Annotated in this window: 23 protein-coding genes; 22 read left to right on the top strand and 1 reads right to left on the bottom strand. The window is 45.0% G+C overall.

What is annotated here, in order from left to right; genetic code table 11:
- Nucleotides 1–3 precede the first annotated feature (3 nt).
- Nucleotides 4–366 carry a type II toxin-antitoxin system PemK/MazF family toxin gene (locus tag G5B11_RS09930; protein ID WP_021869624.1) on the top strand — a complete coding sequence of 121 codons (363 nt, stop codon included), beginning with the start codon at nucleotides 4–6 and terminating at the stop codon, nucleotides 364–366.
- Between the two features lie 52 nt (nucleotides 367–418).
- Here the strand turns inward: G5B11_RS09930 and G5B11_RS09935 are convergent, their stop codons facing one another.
- Complete coding sequence (locus G5B11_RS09935; RefSeq protein WP_021869623.1) at nucleotides 419–718, bottom strand: hypothetical protein; 300 nt, start codon at nucleotides 716–718, stop codon at nucleotides 419–421.
- Between the two features lie 308 nt (nucleotides 719–1,026).
- Between G5B11_RS09935 and G5B11_RS09940 the strand changes: the two genes are divergently transcribed.
- From G5B11_RS09940 to G5B11_RS10040, 21 genes are all read left to right on the top strand, one after another.
- Nucleotides 1,027–1,380 (top strand): HNH endonuclease, encoded by a 354-nt coding sequence (locus tag G5B11_RS09940; RefSeq protein ID WP_021869622.1) that lies wholly within the window; start codon nucleotides 1,027–1,029, stop codon nucleotides 1,378–1,380.
- Between the two features lie 279 nt (nucleotides 1,381–1,659).
- Entirely contained in the window at nucleotides 1,660–2,121 is a 462-nt protein-coding gene (locus G5B11_RS09945) for a hypothetical protein (RefSeq protein WP_021869621.1), read from the top strand.
- Nucleotides 2,087–3,352 (top strand): site-specific DNA-methyltransferase, encoded by a 1,266-nt coding sequence (locus tag G5B11_RS09950; RefSeq protein WP_173727931.1) that lies wholly within the window; start codon nucleotides 2,087–2,089, stop codon nucleotides 3,350–3,352. The genes G5B11_RS09945 and G5B11_RS09950 overlap by 35 nt, the downstream gene beginning before the upstream one ends.
- Nucleotides 3,330–4,724, top strand: a complete 1,395-nt coding sequence (dcm, locus tag G5B11_RS09955) for a DNA (cytosine-5-)-methyltransferase (protein ID WP_021869619.1) — start codon at nucleotides 3,330–3,332, stop codon at nucleotides 4,722–4,724. The genes G5B11_RS09950 and dcm overlap by 23 nt, the downstream gene beginning before the upstream one ends.
- A 72-nt stretch (nucleotides 4,725–4,796) precedes the next feature.
- A complete protein-coding gene (locus tag G5B11_RS09960; RefSeq protein WP_173727933.1) occupies nucleotides 4,797–5,555 on the top strand; it encodes a phage terminase small subunit P27 family in 759 nt (252 codons plus the stop codon).
- A gap of 162 nt (nucleotides 5,556–5,717) precedes the next feature.
- On the top strand, nucleotides 5,718–6,659 hold the full coding sequence (locus G5B11_RS09965; RefSeq protein ID WP_009320868.1) for an amidoligase family protein: 942 nt from the start codon (nucleotides 5,718–5,720) through the stop codon (nucleotides 6,657–6,659).
- Between the two features lie 83 nt (nucleotides 6,660–6,742).
- Nucleotides 6,743–7,246 (top strand): gamma-glutamylcyclotransferase family protein, encoded by a 504-nt coding sequence (locus G5B11_RS09970; protein ID WP_173727935.1) that lies wholly within the window; start codon nucleotides 6,743–6,745, stop codon nucleotides 7,244–7,246.
- Entirely contained in the window at nucleotides 7,239–7,433 is a 195-nt protein-coding gene (locus tag G5B11_RS09975) for a DUF4314 domain-containing protein (RefSeq protein ID WP_330603116.1), read from the top strand. The genes G5B11_RS09970 and G5B11_RS09975 overlap by 8 nt, the downstream gene beginning before the upstream one ends.
- Before the next feature lie 41 nt (nucleotides 7,434–7,474).
- Complete coding sequence (locus tag G5B11_RS09980) at nucleotides 7,475–7,654, top strand: hypothetical protein (protein ID WP_021869616.1); 180 nt, start codon at nucleotides 7,475–7,477, stop codon at nucleotides 7,652–7,654.
- A complete protein-coding gene (locus G5B11_RS09985) occupies nucleotides 7,654–7,830 on the top strand; it encodes a DUF5049 domain-containing protein (RefSeq protein WP_021869615.1) in 177 nt (58 codons plus the stop codon). Before G5B11_RS09980 ends, G5B11_RS09985 begins: the two co-directional genes overlap by 1 nt.
- Nucleotides 7,831–7,903: 73 nt before the next feature.
- On the top strand, nucleotides 7,904–8,383 hold the full coding sequence (locus G5B11_RS09990; RefSeq protein WP_021869614.1) for a phage terminase small subunit P27 family: 480 nt from the start codon (nucleotides 7,904–7,906) through the stop codon (nucleotides 8,381–8,383).
- Nucleotides 8,383–9,930 carry a terminase large subunit gene (locus tag G5B11_RS09995; protein ID WP_021869613.1) on the top strand — a complete coding sequence of 516 codons (1,548 nt, stop codon included), beginning with the start codon at nucleotides 8,383–8,385 and terminating at the stop codon, nucleotides 9,928–9,930. The genes G5B11_RS09990 and G5B11_RS09995 overlap by 1 nt, the downstream gene beginning before the upstream one ends.
- Before the next feature lie 81 nt (nucleotides 9,931–10,011).
- Nucleotides 10,012–11,322 carry a phage portal protein gene (locus G5B11_RS10000; protein ID WP_173727937.1) on the top strand — a complete coding sequence of 437 codons (1,311 nt, stop codon included), beginning with the start codon at nucleotides 10,012–10,014 and terminating at the stop codon, nucleotides 11,320–11,322.
- Nucleotides 11,319–12,035 carry a head maturation protease, ClpP-related gene (locus G5B11_RS10005; protein WP_155176890.1) on the top strand — a complete coding sequence of 239 codons (717 nt, stop codon included), beginning with the start codon at nucleotides 11,319–11,321 and terminating at the stop codon, nucleotides 12,033–12,035. Before G5B11_RS10000 ends, G5B11_RS10005 begins: the two co-directional genes overlap by 4 nt.
- A gap of 14 nt (nucleotides 12,036–12,049) precedes the next feature.
- The gene (locus G5B11_RS10010) at nucleotides 12,050–13,246 is read left to right on the top strand and encodes a phage major capsid protein (protein ID WP_021869610.1); all 1,197 of its coding nucleotides are present in this window, start codon (nucleotides 12,050–12,052) and stop codon (nucleotides 13,244–13,246) included.
- A gap of 17 nt (nucleotides 13,247–13,263) precedes the next feature.
- Nucleotides 13,264–13,539 (top strand): head-tail connector protein, encoded by a 276-nt coding sequence (locus G5B11_RS10015; RefSeq protein WP_021869609.1) that lies wholly within the window; start codon nucleotides 13,264–13,266, stop codon nucleotides 13,537–13,539.
- On the top strand, nucleotides 13,539–13,865 hold the full coding sequence (locus tag G5B11_RS10020) for a phage head closure protein (protein WP_021869608.1): 327 nt from the start codon (nucleotides 13,539–13,541) through the stop codon (nucleotides 13,863–13,865). The genes G5B11_RS10015 and G5B11_RS10020 overlap by 1 nt, the downstream gene beginning before the upstream one ends.
- Complete coding sequence (locus tag G5B11_RS10025; protein ID WP_021869607.1) at nucleotides 13,853–14,284, top strand: hK97 gp10 family phage protein; 432 nt, start codon at nucleotides 13,853–13,855, stop codon at nucleotides 14,282–14,284. Before G5B11_RS10020 ends, G5B11_RS10025 begins: the two co-directional genes overlap by 13 nt.
- On the top strand, nucleotides 14,281–14,634 hold the full coding sequence (locus tag G5B11_RS10030; protein ID WP_021869606.1) for a hypothetical protein: 354 nt from the start codon (nucleotides 14,281–14,283) through the stop codon (nucleotides 14,632–14,634). Before G5B11_RS10025 ends, G5B11_RS10030 begins: the two co-directional genes overlap by 4 nt.
- Nucleotides 14,635–14,650: 16 nt before the next feature.
- Complete coding sequence (locus G5B11_RS10035) at nucleotides 14,651–15,265, top strand: major tail protein (RefSeq protein WP_173727939.1); 615 nt, start codon at nucleotides 14,651–14,653, stop codon at nucleotides 15,263–15,265.
- A gap of 35 nt (nucleotides 15,266–15,300) precedes the next feature.
- Complete coding sequence (locus G5B11_RS10040; protein ID WP_021869604.1) at nucleotides 15,301–15,714, top strand: hypothetical protein; 414 nt, start codon at nucleotides 15,301–15,303, stop codon at nucleotides 15,712–15,714.
- Nucleotides 15,715–15,721 lie beyond the last annotated feature (7 nt).

Genomic DNA, 15,721 nt, shown 5'->3' on the forward strand with positions numbered 1-15,721 from the left:
GCAGTGAGACGAGGCGAGGTTTATTTTGTGGATTTTGGAAAAGACAAAACGACACATAAACAGTGTGGCATTCGGCCGGCAGTGATTGTGAGTAATAACCGGGGAAATGGTCATGGACCAACAGTAACGGTTGTTCCGCTTACAGGCAACATACATAAGAGACCTGAAATGCCAACCCATGTGCAGATACCGCTTTCAAGCTGTATTGGACTGAAAAGACCGAGCATGGCATTGGCTGAACAGGTCGATACTGTAGATAAGATAAAAGTAAAAGATAAAATCGGGGAAATACATGATAATCTTCTGATGGAGCAGATCACGGTTGCCCTTCAGATACAGATAGGGGTTTTTGAAGAATATAACTGATACCGGGTGGGATTGTGTGTCCCACCCTTAAATTATGCAACAGTTCGTTTCGTTAATCTTCATCTTTCATTTCTGGAATATGGCAGGAGCCAAGAAGCAGTTCTTTGCAGTCTGAAAAGCCGAGCATATAGGCAAGTTCTCCATAGCGTACCCAATTGGCACTGCGTTCATTGACATACTGGTCGATTAAACGCATCGTTTCTTCCGGCAGATTAAGAGATGCCAGTTTGGCAGCATATTCATCTGCTTTTTCTTTTGTCTGCATAAACGAAGTATCCTCTTTTGTAATCTTGTGCAATGCTTCTCCCATTCGGGTATCCATCAGTTGATAAAGTACGGATTTGTTATCCATGTAATCGCTCCTTTCACCATGAGGTCATATTAACTCTGAATTGGTAAGTTATCAACCATAAAGATAGCATTACCGAATATTTAAAAGTTACCCCCTTTTGCTGCTTTGGTGGTGTACTAAAGGTGTACTAAGTGTGTACCGTCCGGTGTACTGACATGGAGTATTTTTCGTGGTATATTGTAGGCGTGAAAGATTAGAGGTGGACTGAATCCTGTGTGGTTTGGTCTTTTTTTCTGTCTTTTACATTGGTATGGGTACGGGCTTTATCCTTTCACCGTACCCGGTACATAAGAAAGGAGCGTGGTGCTATGCCGAGGAAACCAAAGAAACCATGTAAGCATCCCGGCTGTCCGAAGCTGGTGGAGGGAATGTACTGTGAAGAACACGCTTTGCTGCATGGGCAGGAGCGAGGGGATTCAGCAGTGCGAGGGTATGACAGCAAGTGGAGAAAGGCAAGAGAAAGGTTTCTTAAATGCCATCCTCTTTGTGTTCAGTGTCAGAGGGAAGGAAGGCTTGTAAAAGCGACTGTGGTTGACCACATCAAACCGCATCGGGGTAATCCGATTTTGTTTTGGGATGAAAGGAACTGGCAGCCGCTTTGCAAGCACCACCATGATGTGAAGACAATGACCGAGGACAGGTATCAGGAATATAAATATTGATTGTGTATCATACACAAGGGTGGGGGTATCAAATCTCCACAATCCTGTGCAGGATTGACCGCCGCCCCCTCAAACGTGAATTTTCGCAGAATTAAGCAGGGGGGATAGTCTGGTGGTGTGATATTTTTCGCAGAATGTGTTTAAATGCAAGGGGAATCCGTCAGAGAGTTTCGATAAAAAGTATAGAAAAACCGTGTTTTTAATGGGTAAAAAGGCGCAAAAAGAGGTGCTTTTTTACCCATTTTTTATGCCCGTTTGAATGGAAGGATGTGAAAGGATATGACGGAGCAGCAGGCAAAGCAGATAAGGGAAATGAGGGAGCAGGGGATTGGTTACCGTTCCATTGCTCTTACAGTAGGGCTGTCCCGTGATATTGTGAGGAACTTCTGTAAAAGCAGAGGGCTTTCCGGTTATGGTTCGGCACTGACAAAAAACATACAGGAACAGGTCATGCTTGGGAAAGCGTGTCTGTACTGCGGTAAGGAAATGAAACAGCTGGATACCGGAAGACCAAAGAAGTTCTGCTCAGATAAATGCAGACGGGAATGGTGGAAAGGACACCCGGAACGAATCAACAGAAAAGAAAGTGCCATGTACCCTGCGGTGTGTGTGCGTTGCGGTAAAGAGTTCTTAAGCTACGGTAACAGGAAAAGGAAGTATTGCAGTCATGACTGCTACATTAAAGCAAGATTTTGGGAGGTAGAAGATGAAGACAGCGAAGCTATCAGTTCTGCCGATTAAGGACTTAAATCCGGCAGAGTACAATCCCCGTAAAAGATTAAAGCCGGGGGACAAGGAGTATGAAAAGATTAAGCATTCTATTGAAGAATTTGGATTTGCTGACCCTGTAGTGGTTAATTCCGATATGACAATTATCGGAGGTCACCAGAGGGTAACAGTAGCAGCTGCACTTGGTTATACGGAAGTACCGTGTGCGATTGTGGAAGTCAGCAAAACTCAGGAAAAGGCACTCAACATTGCGTTGAATAAGATTTCAGGCGAATGGAATCAGGAACTGTTGGCAGATTTGATTCAGGACTTGCAGGACTCGGATTTTGATGTCGGGTTTACAGGATTTGAACCGCCGGAGATTGAACAGCTTTTTTCAAAGGTACATGACAAAAAGGTAAAAGAAGATGATTTCAATGTAGAAGCAGAATTGAAAAAACCAACAGTGGCACAGACAGGTGATGTGTGGCTCCTGGGCAAACACCGTGTTATCTGTGGCGATTCTATTTTGCCGGAAACATACAACATCCTTATGGATGGAAGGAAAGCAAATCTGATTCTGACAGATCCACCGTACAATGTAGATGTGGAGGAGACTGCCGGAAAGATTAAGAATGACAATATGGCGGATGAAGATTTTTACAAATTCCTCTTTGCTGCCTTTGTGAATATGGAACAGAACATGGAGGACGATGCTTCTATCTATGTATTCCATGCGGATACCGAGGGATTGAATTTCAGAAAGGCGTTTGCGGATGCCGGGTTCAAATTATCGGGATGCTGTATTTGGAAAAAGAATGCACTGGTGCTTGGACGCAGTCCTTATCAGTGGCAGCATGAACCGTGTCTGTTCGGATGGAAGAAAGGCGGTAAGCATCAGTGGTATTCCGACAGGAAGCAGACCACCATTTGGGAATATGACCGTCCGAAGGCATCCAAAGACCATCCGACCATGAAGCCGATTGCTCTGATGGCATACCCGGTACAGAATTCTTCCATGATGGGATGTGTGGTTCTGGACCCGTTTCTTGGTTCCGGTTCGACACTTATGGCTTGTGAACAGACAGGGCGTATTTGCTATGGTGTGGAACTGGAAGAGAAATTTGTGGATGTCATCGTCAACCGCTATATGGAGATGAAAGGCTCTGCGGATGAAGTTTTTGTTATCAGAAATAATGTGAAAATTCCATATTGGGATTTAGGGAAGGAAGGTGAAGCCAATGCAACAGCTGACCTTCCTTGATTTATGTTCAGGCATAGGAGGTTTCAGACTTGGTCTGGAATCTGCCGGCCATAAGTGTATCGGTTATTGTGAATATGACAGATTTGCGAGGGCTTCCTATGAAGCAATGTACGACACGGAAGGAGAGTGGAAAGCAGATGATGTCACAAAACTTAAATCAGAAGATGTCCCCTATGCAGACATCTGGTGTTTCGGATTCCCATGCCAGGATATCTCCGTTGCAGGAAAACAGCGGGGACTTGTCGGAGAGCGAAGTGGGATATATTACAACATTATTGACCTCATCAAAGGCAAAGAAGAAAGTGATAAGCCCACATACCTTCTTGTTGAGAACGTTAAGAACCTGTTATCAATTAATTCAGGCTTCGACTTTGCCAGCGTTCTGTCTGAAATGGACGAAGCGGGGTATGACTGTCGGTGGCAGGTGCTTAATTCAAAAGACTTCGGAGTCCCCCAAAACAGGGAGCGTGTGTTCATTATCGCAAATCTTAGAAGCCGAGGTGGACGAGAAATATTACCTCTCTGCGGAGAAAACGCAGCAACTCTTAACCAACTTGTAGGTGGGATGCAGGGATACCGTGTATATGGCACGGATGGCATATCAGCTACCCTCGTTGGAAATGCTGGAGGTGTGGGCGCCAAGACAGGCTTGTATCTTATGGGTAATCTGAATCCGAGTGGTCACGGTCAGGGTGGAAATGTCTATCATGAAGACGGAATTGCACCAACGGTTACTGTAAACAAAGGCTGTGGCACGAGAATATTTATTGATCAGAGCAATCATGCTCCAAAGCTGACGGAAAATGCCAGATGCATAACTGCAAGGTATACTTCCGGGATGGTAAATCATACTGCAATGAATTCTGCAGTTATGGAAGTGCATCCGGTTCTGACACCAGAACGTATGGAGAAAAGGCAGAATGGCAGACGGATGAAAGAAGATGGAGAGCCGATGTTTACGCTTACCTCACAGGACAGACATGGTGTGTTTGTGTGTGAGAAAGTGCAGCAGAATGAGGAAACCATGCTTCGTGTCAGAAATGGTACAAAACAGGGGTATGACGAAGCACACGTTGGTGATGGTATCAGCCTTGCATATCCTGAGAGTGATACCAGAAGGGGAAGGGTTGGAAAAGGCTGTTCCCAGACATTAGATTGCTCCGGGCAAATGGGGACTCTTATGAAGTGCGGAAGAATCCGCAGGCTCACTCCGAGAGAGTGTTTCCGTCTGCAAGGTTTCCCGGATGTTTTATTTGATAAAGCAGCATCTGTTAATTCGGATGCACAGCTTTACAAACAGGCAGGGAATGCGGTGACCGCTACTGTGGCATTTGCGGTGGCAATGTCACTGCCGGAATCACGGGAAAATTAGTGAATAAATAACTTGCTATTTCCTCCATTCAGAGTGATATATGTAGTACCAAATTGAATGGAGGAAAAGCAAATGAAGGTAAAAACAACAGCAGAAAACAGAAAAGACGTTGTGAAAGCGATGGAGGAAATCCTTAATGTAAAAGCAAAATATCAGGGACCACCATCTTTTGGATACAAGGTCGGGGAGTATACAGTGGATCGTGATGGCAACGTGGAACACGAATCCGAGGAGGCAGCACTTACCATGCAGAATGAATTAGTAGCGAGAGGTTTTGCTGAAGGCGAAACAGACAGACTTAACATTGGGATTCCGATAGAGGGATTCACAGCAGAGGGTATTAAAAACCTCATTTACATGATTCACAGCAAACAGTACCTTTTGGAAAAAGCAGTTGGAAAAGAGGTATTCAGAATTTCCGATAAGCTGGTAGAGAGACTGGATGCGGAAGAAAACATACCGCTTGAGCAAGTGATACAGATTGCGGAAGAAGAAAGTATAGAGGGGCTTGCCTTTGGGGAGGACAGAATATTTTTCTGCGGATTTCTGCTGAACGAGGATGAAGCGAGAGCCTATGCTGAATTGGCAGCTTGTATGGCAAAGACGGCAAAGGAAGCAAAGCGAGTAAGTCCAAAGGCTACCATCGAAGAAAATGAAAAATATTACATGAGAGTCTGGCTTGTCAGAATTGGTCTTGGAGGTAAGGACGGAAAGGACACGAGGAAGGTATTTCTTTCCAGATTGAAAGGGCATACCGCATTCCGAACCGAGGAAGATAAGGAAAAATGGAAAGAACGAAACAGTAAGAAATCCACCGAACCTGCTGAATAGCAGAGGGGTGGATTTTGCCATAAAATACACAATTTCATATGGATATGAGCAGTAAATATTTGTGTACATTATGCCTCCGAATTAACTGGATAATATGTGCTTTTAGAGCGAATATGTACCTACCGAAAGGGAAAACAAACAGCCGAAAGGAAGGTACATAGAATGAACGAAAAAACAAGAATCCAAATTGAGGAAATGAAAAAACAGACCATTGGGGTTGAGGTGGAGATGTACAACATCACAAGGGAAAAGGCAGCGAGAACGATTGCAGAGTATTTTCATACCGAAGGAACGGTAAAGTACATTGGAGGAAGCTACAGCGCATGGGCATGCAAGGACAATAAGGGAAGAGAATGGAAAATCACAAGAGATTCAAGCATTCAGGCAGCTTCCGATGACGAGAAGGCAGAACTTGGAACACCGATTCTTACCTACGAGGACATTCCAGATTTGCAGGAGATTTTAAGACAGCTGAGACATAAGGGAGCAAAAAGCGACCCTGCCCATATGTGCGGAGTACACATTCACATCGGACTGAATGGCCACACTCCAAAGAGCCTCAGAAACCTTGCGAACATCATGGCAAGCCACGAAAGCCTTTTGATTTCCGCAATGAGACTTGACCGAAACCGAATCAACAGATACTGTAGAACGGTTGACCCTTCCTTCCTTGAAAGGCTGAACAGAAGAAAGCCAAAGACAATGGAACAGCTTGCAGACATTTGGTACGAAGGAGTATGGGGCAGCAGAAATCAGCATTACAACGATTCAAGATACAGAATGCTGAATTACCACGCTTGCTTCACACATAAAACCATCGAGTTCAGATGCTTCCAATTTGCCAACGCTGGCAACGGAAGAAAGGGCGGTTTACACGCAGGAGAACTTAAGAGTTACATACAGCTTTGCCTCGCACTCAGCCAGATGGCGAAAACGGTAGCGAGTGCCAGCCCGAAACAGCCACAGGTTGAAAATCCAAAATACGCAATGAGAACATGGCTTTTGAGACTCGGCTTCATCGGAGATGAATTTGCAACAGCAAGAGACATCCTTACCAAAAACCTTGAAGGGGATACAGCCTTCAGACACGGCAGAGCAGCTTGAAGGATTCAGCTTTGAGGCCACCGACCGCTTCGGCGGTCTTAAGGTGGTAGAAGGGAAGAACCCTTCAGAAAGGATGGACGAATATGAATAAATATTATTTAGCCTATGGCAGCAACCTGTCAATGGCACAAATGGCACAGAGATGTCCCGATGCAGTATATGTGGGGACAGCAGAACTTAAGGATTATCAGCTTCTTTTCAAAGGAAGCCAGTCAGGAAGTTATCTGACGGTTGAGCCAAAGAAGGGAAGTACGGTTCCGGTTTTGGTTTGGCGGATTAGTGAAAGGGATGAACATTACCTCGACCGCTACGAAGGTTGCCCATCATTTTATTACAAGAAAATGATGAGGGTGGAAATACAACCCTTTATTGGCGAGAAGGTAAACGGTGGAACGGAAGCAATTATTTATATCATGCATGAGGACAGACCGCTCGGATGCCCGACAAAGCATTATTATGATGTTTGCCTTGAGGGGTACTGCCGATTTGGATTTAAACAGACGGTTCTTGAACAGGCTCTTTACGACAGCGTTGGAAAAAGAGTCGGACAGCATTTACTGAAGGAGGTCGGATATTATTATGAGTAGCATGAGATTTCCAAGCAGAGAAGAAGTGGAGAAGGTGCGGAATGAGTATCCTAAAGGATGCCGTGTGGTTCTTGAGCGGATGGATGATATGCAAGCACCGCCAATTGGAACGGAAGGAACAGTAAGGGGTGTGGATGACACAGGTTCCATAATGGTTAAATGGGATAACGGAGCAGTCTTCATGTAGTTTATGGGGAAGACCGATGCAGAAAAATTTAGGAGGCAGATATGGAGCAGATAACAACCATTTGCTACGGGAAAAAGGATACATGGCAGTCAAGGGAGGAGGCACAAGCCTTCTTCCTGAAAGCGATGGCAGGTTCGGAAGGAAGCGAGCAGGAGAGATGTGCCACCATATATACACAGCTTTGTCTGGGAATGACTGAGTGCAGGGATGAGGTGGACTGATGACAGAAAAAATAAAAGAGCAGATACTTGCTGTCAGGGCTACGGGGCGGACCAATATGTTTGACACCAATATGGTTCAGGTAATTGCAAACGAGATGAAGTTTTATGAACTTGTGATTTTCATTGAGGAACACAAGGGAGATTATGCAAAATTCATACTAACAGGCGAGTGTTAATATAACCAATTTATACAGCAAAGGATTCCTACGGGAGTCCTTTTTTTGATGCCATGAAACGGAGGTGAGGACAGTGGCACAGAGAGGACGTAAGCCAAAGCCTACGGCAGTAAAGGTGTTGGAGGGCAATCCGGGCAAGAGAAGCCTTAATACGGCCGAACCGAAGCCTGAAAAGAAAGCACCACGCTGTCCGTCATGGCTTGAGGATGAAGCGAAAAAAGAATGGAAGAGGATGAGCAAGCAGCTGGAGCAGTTGGGGATTCTCACGGAGATTGATATGGCTGCCTTTGCCGGATACTGTCAGGCATATGCGAGGTGGAAAGAAGCAGAGGAATTTATCACGCAGCATGGAACGATTGTGAAGACTCCGAGTGGCTATTGGCAGCAGGTGCCACAGGTATCCATTGCACAGACCTATCTTAAGATTATGAATAAATTTTGTGAACAGTTCGGACTTACTCCTTCTGCGAGAAGCAGAATTGTTGCAGATACAGCTGAGGACAAAGAAAGTGATGAGATGGAACTTCTCTTGATTAAGGGAGGTGGCAGATAATGTATGATGTGACAAAAGCGGATCATGCGGTCAACTTTATCAATTGTCTGAAGCACACCAAAGGGAAATGGAGGGGAGTTCCGTTTGAACTTCTCTCCTGGCAGGATGAGATTATCCGCACATTATTTGGTACGGTTAAGGAAAATGGCTACAGGCAGTACAATACCTGCTACTGTGAGATTCCGAAGAAAAATGGAAAGTCGGAACTGGCGGCTGCCATTGCATTATATATGACCTGCGGTGACGGGGAATGGGGAGCAGAAGTGTATGGCTGTGCTTCCGACCGCCAACAGGCATCTATTGTATTTGATGTGGCTGTGGATATGGTGGATCAGTGTCCTGCTTTGAAAAAGAGAATTAAACCAGTGATGTCGGTTAAGAGGCTTGTGTATAAACCGACCAACAGCTTCTATCAGGTGTTATCAGCTGAAGCATATACCAAGCATGGTCTGAACGTACACGCTGTTATTTTTGATGAACTTCATGCACAGCCGAACAGAGAACTTTTTGACGTTATGACAAAAGGCTCCGGTGATGCCAGAACACAGCCTTTATATTTTCTGATTACTACAGCCGGAACAGACAGAAATTCGATTTGCTTTGAACAGCACCAAAAAGCTGTTGACATTATAGAGGGCAGAAAAATTGACCCGACATTCTATCCCGTGATTTATGGTGCATCCGATGAGGATGACTGGACGAGCGAAGCCACATGGTATAAAGCCAATCCTTCCCTTGGAGAAACCATCGATATTGAAAAGGTTCGAAATGCTTACATCAGTGCAAGGGAAAATGCTGCAGAAGAGAATATCTTCCGGCAGCTTCGATTAAACCAATGGGTAAAACAGTCTACCCGTTGGATGCAGATGGATAAATGGGATTCGTGTGCATTCCCCGTAAATGAGGAGGAACTTATCGGAAGAACCTGCTATGGCGGTTTAGACCTTTCGAGTACATCGGATATCACGGCATTTGTACTTGTGTTTCCACCAAGAAATGATGAAGAAAAATACATCATTTTACCATACTGCTGGATACCGGAAGATAACATGAGACTCCGTGTCAGAAGGGACCATGTTCCTTATGATGTGTGGGCAGCAGAAGGGAGTCTGGAAACCACGGAAGGAAATGTCATTCATTATGGTTTTATAGAGAAATTTATAGAGGAACTTGGTACGAAGTACCACATAAAAGAAATTGCATTTGACCGTTGGGGTGCAACGCAGATGGTGCAGGATTTGGAAGGTATGGGATTTACTGTTGTTCCTTTCGGGCAGGGGTATAAGGATATGAGTCCGCCAACGAAGGAACTTATGAAGCTGACACTTGAGGAGCGAATTGCCCACGGTGGGCATAAGGTTCTCCGTTGGATGATGGATAACGTGTATGTCAGACAAGACCCTGCCGGAAATATCAAAATGGATAAAGAAAAATCTACAGAGAAAATTGATGCTGCAGTCGCAACCGTCATGGCACTTGACCGTGCAATCCGTAATCAGGGAAGTGATGGCAGTGTGTACGATGCCAGAGGAATTCTGGTGTTTTAGGAGGATGACATGATTTTGGTCAGCATATTAGGCTTCTTTCTCATAAGGGAAGCAATCAATCAGGCATTGGAGGGATAGCAGATGGGAATAAAAAGTTTGTTTGGTTTCGGTCAGGCGAGGGATAAGCCTGTACGGAATTACAGCAATGGTGAGTATACATTCAATTTCGGACGAAGCACCAGCGGAAAGAGCGTCAATGAAATGACAGCCATGCAGACTACTGCAGTTTATGCATGTGTGAGGATTTTGTCAGAAGCAATCGCATCGCTTCCAATTCATGTATATCGATACAAAGACGGTGGGAAGGAAATGGTTTGTGACCACCCGCTTTATACGCTGCTCCATGATGAGCCAAACCCGGAGATGATTTCATTTGTGTTCAGAGAAACGCTGATGAGTCATCTTTTAATTTGGGGAAATGCATATGCACAGATCATACGAAATGGGAAAGGCGAGGTGCTTTCTCTGTATCCGCTACTTCCAAACAAGATGAGTGTGGAGAGGGACAGTAATGGAGTGCTGTATTATGTGTATTCCCGTTATACAGATGAGAATCCCAACATGAAAAAGATGGGAGATATCATCTTAAGGCAGGAGGATGTGCTTCATATTCCCGGACTTGGATTTGATGGTCTTATCGGTTACTCACCTATTGCAATGGCAAGGAATGCTGTCGGTATGACGATGGCATGTGAGGAATATGGTGCCAGTTTTTTTGCTAATGGTGCAAATCCCGGTGGTGTGTTGGAGCATCCGGGTGTGTTGAAAGACCCGGCAAAGGTAAGGGATTCTTGGAATGCAGTGTATCGTGGAACGACCAATGCCCACAAGATTGCCGTACTTGAGGAAGGGATGAAATACCAGCAGATAGGTATCCCACCGGAGGAGGCGCAGTTCCTGGAAACAAGAAAGTTTCAGATTAACGAAATTGCAAGGCTGTTTCGGATACCGCCACATATGGTCGGTGATTTGGAAAAGAGCAGTTTTTCTAATATTGAGCAGCAGTCCTTGGAATTTGTGAAATACACACTTGACCCGTGGGTAATCCGATGGGAACAGGCACTTAAAAAATCCCTTTTTCTGCCGGAAGAGAAAAAAGAGTTTTTTATAAAGTTGAATGTGGACGGTCTGCTCCGTGGAGATTATCAGAGCCGAATGAATGGTTACGCCATCGGCAGACAGAATGGTTGGCTGTCGACCAACGATATCCGTGAAATGGAAGATATGAATCCATTACCGGAAGAGGAAGGTGGCAATCTGTATCTTGTGAACGGTGCGATGACGAAGCTGAAGGATGCAGGAGCATTTGCCAAAGAGGGAACGAAAAGCACGTCAGAGGAAACCGAACCGCAGCAACCACCAGACAATAAAAACAGAGGAGGTCTACGATGAAACGAAAGTTTTGGAACTGGGTCAGAAATGAGGGGGAAAGAACCCTCTTTTTAAATGGAGAAATCTCAGATGAAACATGGTACGGGGATGAGGTTACCCCTAAGTTATTTAAAGACGAACTGTTATCCGGCGAAGGGGATATTACCGTATGGATAAACAGTCCGGGCGGTGATGTGTTTGCAGCTGCCCAAATCTACAACATGCTGATGGACTATAAAGGTCATGTGACTGTGAAGATTGACGGTCTTGCTGCTTCGGCAGCCTCCGTGATTGCAATGGCAGGAACAAAGGTGCTGATGAGTCCGGTGGCAATGATGATGATCCACAACCCGGCTACGATAGCCATTGGAGATACAGCAGAGATGAAAAAGGCAATTGAGATGCTTGATGAAGTCAAGGAATCCATTATGAATGCCTATGAAATCAAAACCGGATTGAACCGCACGAAAATCTCACATCTGATGGATGCAGAGTCCTGGTTCAATGCAAAGAAAGCTGTGGAACTTGGGTTTGCGGATGAAGTTCTCTTTGATAAGGGAAAAGAGGAAAATTCGGAAGAAAAGGAAGAAGAAAAGGAAGAGGAATTGGAAGCCATCCTGTTTTCAAGGTCGGCTGTTACCAATTCCTTTTTTAATAAGCTGATTCCCGGAAAGCCGGAGAAAAAGGTAAACATTAGCGAGCTTGAAAAGCGGCTCAGTCTGTTAAAGCCATAAGGAGGGCAATGAATATGAGTACAGTATTGGAATTAATGGAAAAGAGAAAGAAAGCATGGGAAACTGCCAAGGCATTTTTGGATTCCAGAAGGGGCAGTGATGGTCTGATTTCTGCAGAGGACAATGCGACTTACGAAAGAATGGAAGCGGATGTGGTGGCACTCGGTAAAGAAATCGAGAGATTGCAGAGACAGGCTGCCATTGATGCGGAACTGGCAAAGGCTACTTCCGAACCAATCAAGGATAAGCCGGGCATGAAGCCGGGGGATAAGGGGAGCGGACGTGCATCTGCTGAATACCAGACTGCATTCTGGAATGCGATGCGTAAGAAGAACTATTACGATGTCAATAATGCACTTTCCATCGGGGAAGATGCCGAGGGCGGTTATCTGGTGCCGGATGAGTTTGAAAGAAAATTGGTGGAAGGACTGGAAGAGGAGAGTTTCTTCCGTTCCCTTGCAACCGTAATCAGAACTTCCAGCGGTGACCGCAAGATTCCGATTGTTACGGGTAAGGGCGAAGCAGCATGGATTGACGAGAACGGACAGTTCCCTGAATCTGATGACAGCTTTGGTCAGACATCTATCGGAGCATATAAACTTGCTACCATGATTAAAGTATCGGATGAACTTTTAAATGATAGTATATTTGACGTTCAGGCATATATCGTGAAAGAGTTTGCAAGACGTATCTCCACAAAGGAAGAGGAAGCATTCTTTGTTGGTGACGGTGCCGGAAAACCTGTCGGTATTTTCAATGCCACCGGAGGTGGAGAAGTTGGTGTAACAACTACGACTGCCAACATCACATTTGATGATGTCATGGATCTGTTCTATTCATTAAAGGCTCCTTACCGTAAGAAGGCTAAATGGATTTTGAATGATTCCACAGTTAAGGCACTACGTAAGTTAAAGGATTCCAACGGTAATTATATCTGGCAGCCTTCTGTGTCTGTAGGTGTACCGGATATGATTTTGAACCGTCCTTATTACACTTCCACATTTGCACCGGAAGTGGCAGCAGGAGCCACACCTCTTGCATTCGGTGATTTTTCTTATTACTGGATTGCAGACCGTGAGGGCAGAAGCTTCAAACGTCTGAATGAACTTTATGCAACCACAGGACAGGTCGGTTTCCTTGCAAGCCAGAGAGTGGATGGAAAGCTGATTCTTCCTGAAGCTGTGAAACTGCTTAGTATGAAGTCTGCGTAAGATAGGGGGATGAGGGTATGCTTGTGACCGTGGATGAAGCGAAATTATATCTGCGTTTGGATGGCACGGAAGAGGATGCCCTCATTCAGACGCTTTTGGAGACAGCAGAAAGTCTGTGCCAGGATATTGTAAGAACAGATTTTGATGAAATGGAAGAAGTGCCGGAGATTGTGAAAGTTGGAATTCGTTATGCTGTGACCTATTTATATGAAAACAGGGAAAAGGCAGACTTTGATGAGTTGACTAGGATGCTTAAATTTCTGCTGTACAGTGTGCGGAAGGAGGAATTCTGATGCAGGTCGGAAGGATGAGATACCGCATAGAAATACAGGATTATAAAAGTACACAGGATGCAGACGGGTTTGAAACAAGGGAGTGGATGACAGTCCATACGGTATGGGCAGACATCGCTCCCGTTTCCGGTAAAGAGTATATGGCTTCCAACAGAGAGACTGCAGAAATCACAAATAAAATATACATCCGATTTCGTTCAGGAATTAAATCTACCATGAGAATAAAACACGGGGACAGAATTTTTGAAATTGAGTCCGTGCTTGGAGATAAGCGGAGCGGAATGCTTACCATTATGGCGAGGGAGGTGGCGCGATGGCAAAGATGACATTCAAACTGCCGGAAGAAACCATACGAAAGATGGAAGCACTGGGCAGCTATTATGATGCAGTCACAAGTGCGGTATTGGAAGAAGGGGTAAAGCCATTGTACGATGCTGCGAAACAGAGTCTTTCTTCCGTTATTGGTCAGGCGACAAAAGAACCATCGGAATCAACAGGTGATTTGCTTGAGTCTCTGTCTGTTACGAAACCTTACCAGTCTGCAGATGGGAATTGGAACATAAAGGTGGGCTGTATCGGTTATGACAGAAAAGGAGTACCCAACCCACTGAAAGCTGCTGTTTTGGAACATGGTCGTTCTAATCAGCCAGCCAAGCCGTGGGCGAAGCCGGCCGGCAGAAAGGCGAAGAAGGAATGCATCAAAAAGATGCAGGAAGCATTGGATTCGGAGGTGGAGAAATTATGAGTCTGAACAGCCGAATCATAAAGGCATTAGAACCTATGAAACTGAAAGTGACAGTTTCGGAGTATCCGGTTAATGATGAGGAAGGAAAACCTCAACAACCGGATACTTTTTTGGTAATCATACCCGGAACGGATGATTTCCCTGTATGTGCAGATGACCGACCAATCGTGGAGACAGAGGAAGTTGAACTGGCACTTTACTGTAAAGGAAATTATCTGAAGATGAGGGATGAGATTACTACAAGGCTCCTGGATGCAGACATTACGATTACATCCAGAAAATATATGGAGTTTGAAAAAGAAACAAAATACCACCATTACATTTTTGAAGTAATGGGAATAAGCGAATAGGAAGGAGGATTTGCCAATGGCAACCATCGGTCTTGATAAATTATTTTATGCGCCTATTACAGAGGATGAAAACGAGGAGGAAACCTATGGTACTCCGGTGCAGCTTGCAAAAGCGATTTCTGTGGAGTTGTCTGTAGAACTTGCAGAAGCAGTGCTGTATGCGGATGATGGAATTGCACAGATCATCAAGGAATTCAATTCTGGCACACTGACACTTGGTGTGGATGACATCGGACTTTCCGCAGCATCAGAACTGACAGGTGCAGAGATTGACAGCAATGGTGTACTGGTTTCCACATCGGAAGACGACGGTAAGCCTGTAGCAGTCGGCTTCAGAGCAAAGAAGGCAAACGGAAAATACCGTTATTTCTGGTTATACCGTGTGAAGTTTGCGGTTCCGGCTACCAATTTGGAAACAAAGGGAGAATCCATAAACTTCCAGACACCAAGCATTGAAGGAACGGTAATGCGCAGAAATAAGGTGGACGGAAAGGGCAGACATCCGTGGAAAGCGGAGGTCAGTGAGGATGATTCCGGTGTAAATACAACAACTATCGGAAGCTGGTATAAAGAGGTTTACGAGCCTGCTTATACAACTAAAGCGTCAAATGTATCGGAAGAGGATGCATAGAAACCGGGTAACCGGGATTTGAAAGGAGAAGCAGTATGTACAGTATAGAAGATAGAAGTCAGGTTATTACAATCGGTGGTGTGGAACACAAGCTGATTCTTACCACCAAAGCAACAAAGGATATTACCAAGCGGTATGGCGGTTTGGAGAAACTCGGTGACAAGCTGTTAAAGAATGCAACGATGGAGGAATCGTTGGGAGAGGTTATTTGGCTGATTGCATTGTTGGCAAATCAGGAAATCCTCATCCATAATTTACAGCACAGGGATGAACCGAAACCGCTTCTTACAGAAGATGAAATAGAACTTCTTACCAATCCGTATGAACTGGCAGAATATAAGGATGCAATCATGGCAGCAATGTTAAAAGGCACGAAGCGTCATGTGGAATCCATGCCGGAGAAAAATGAAAAGGGAAACGCACAGACCGGGCAGAGCCACCAGAAGTGAGCTTTGC

The sequence above is a fragment of the Blautia glucerasea genome (assembly GCF_013304385.1).
Taxonomy (GTDB): Bacteria; Bacillota; Clostridia; order Lachnospirales; family Lachnospiraceae; genus Blautia_A; species Blautia_A ammoniilytica.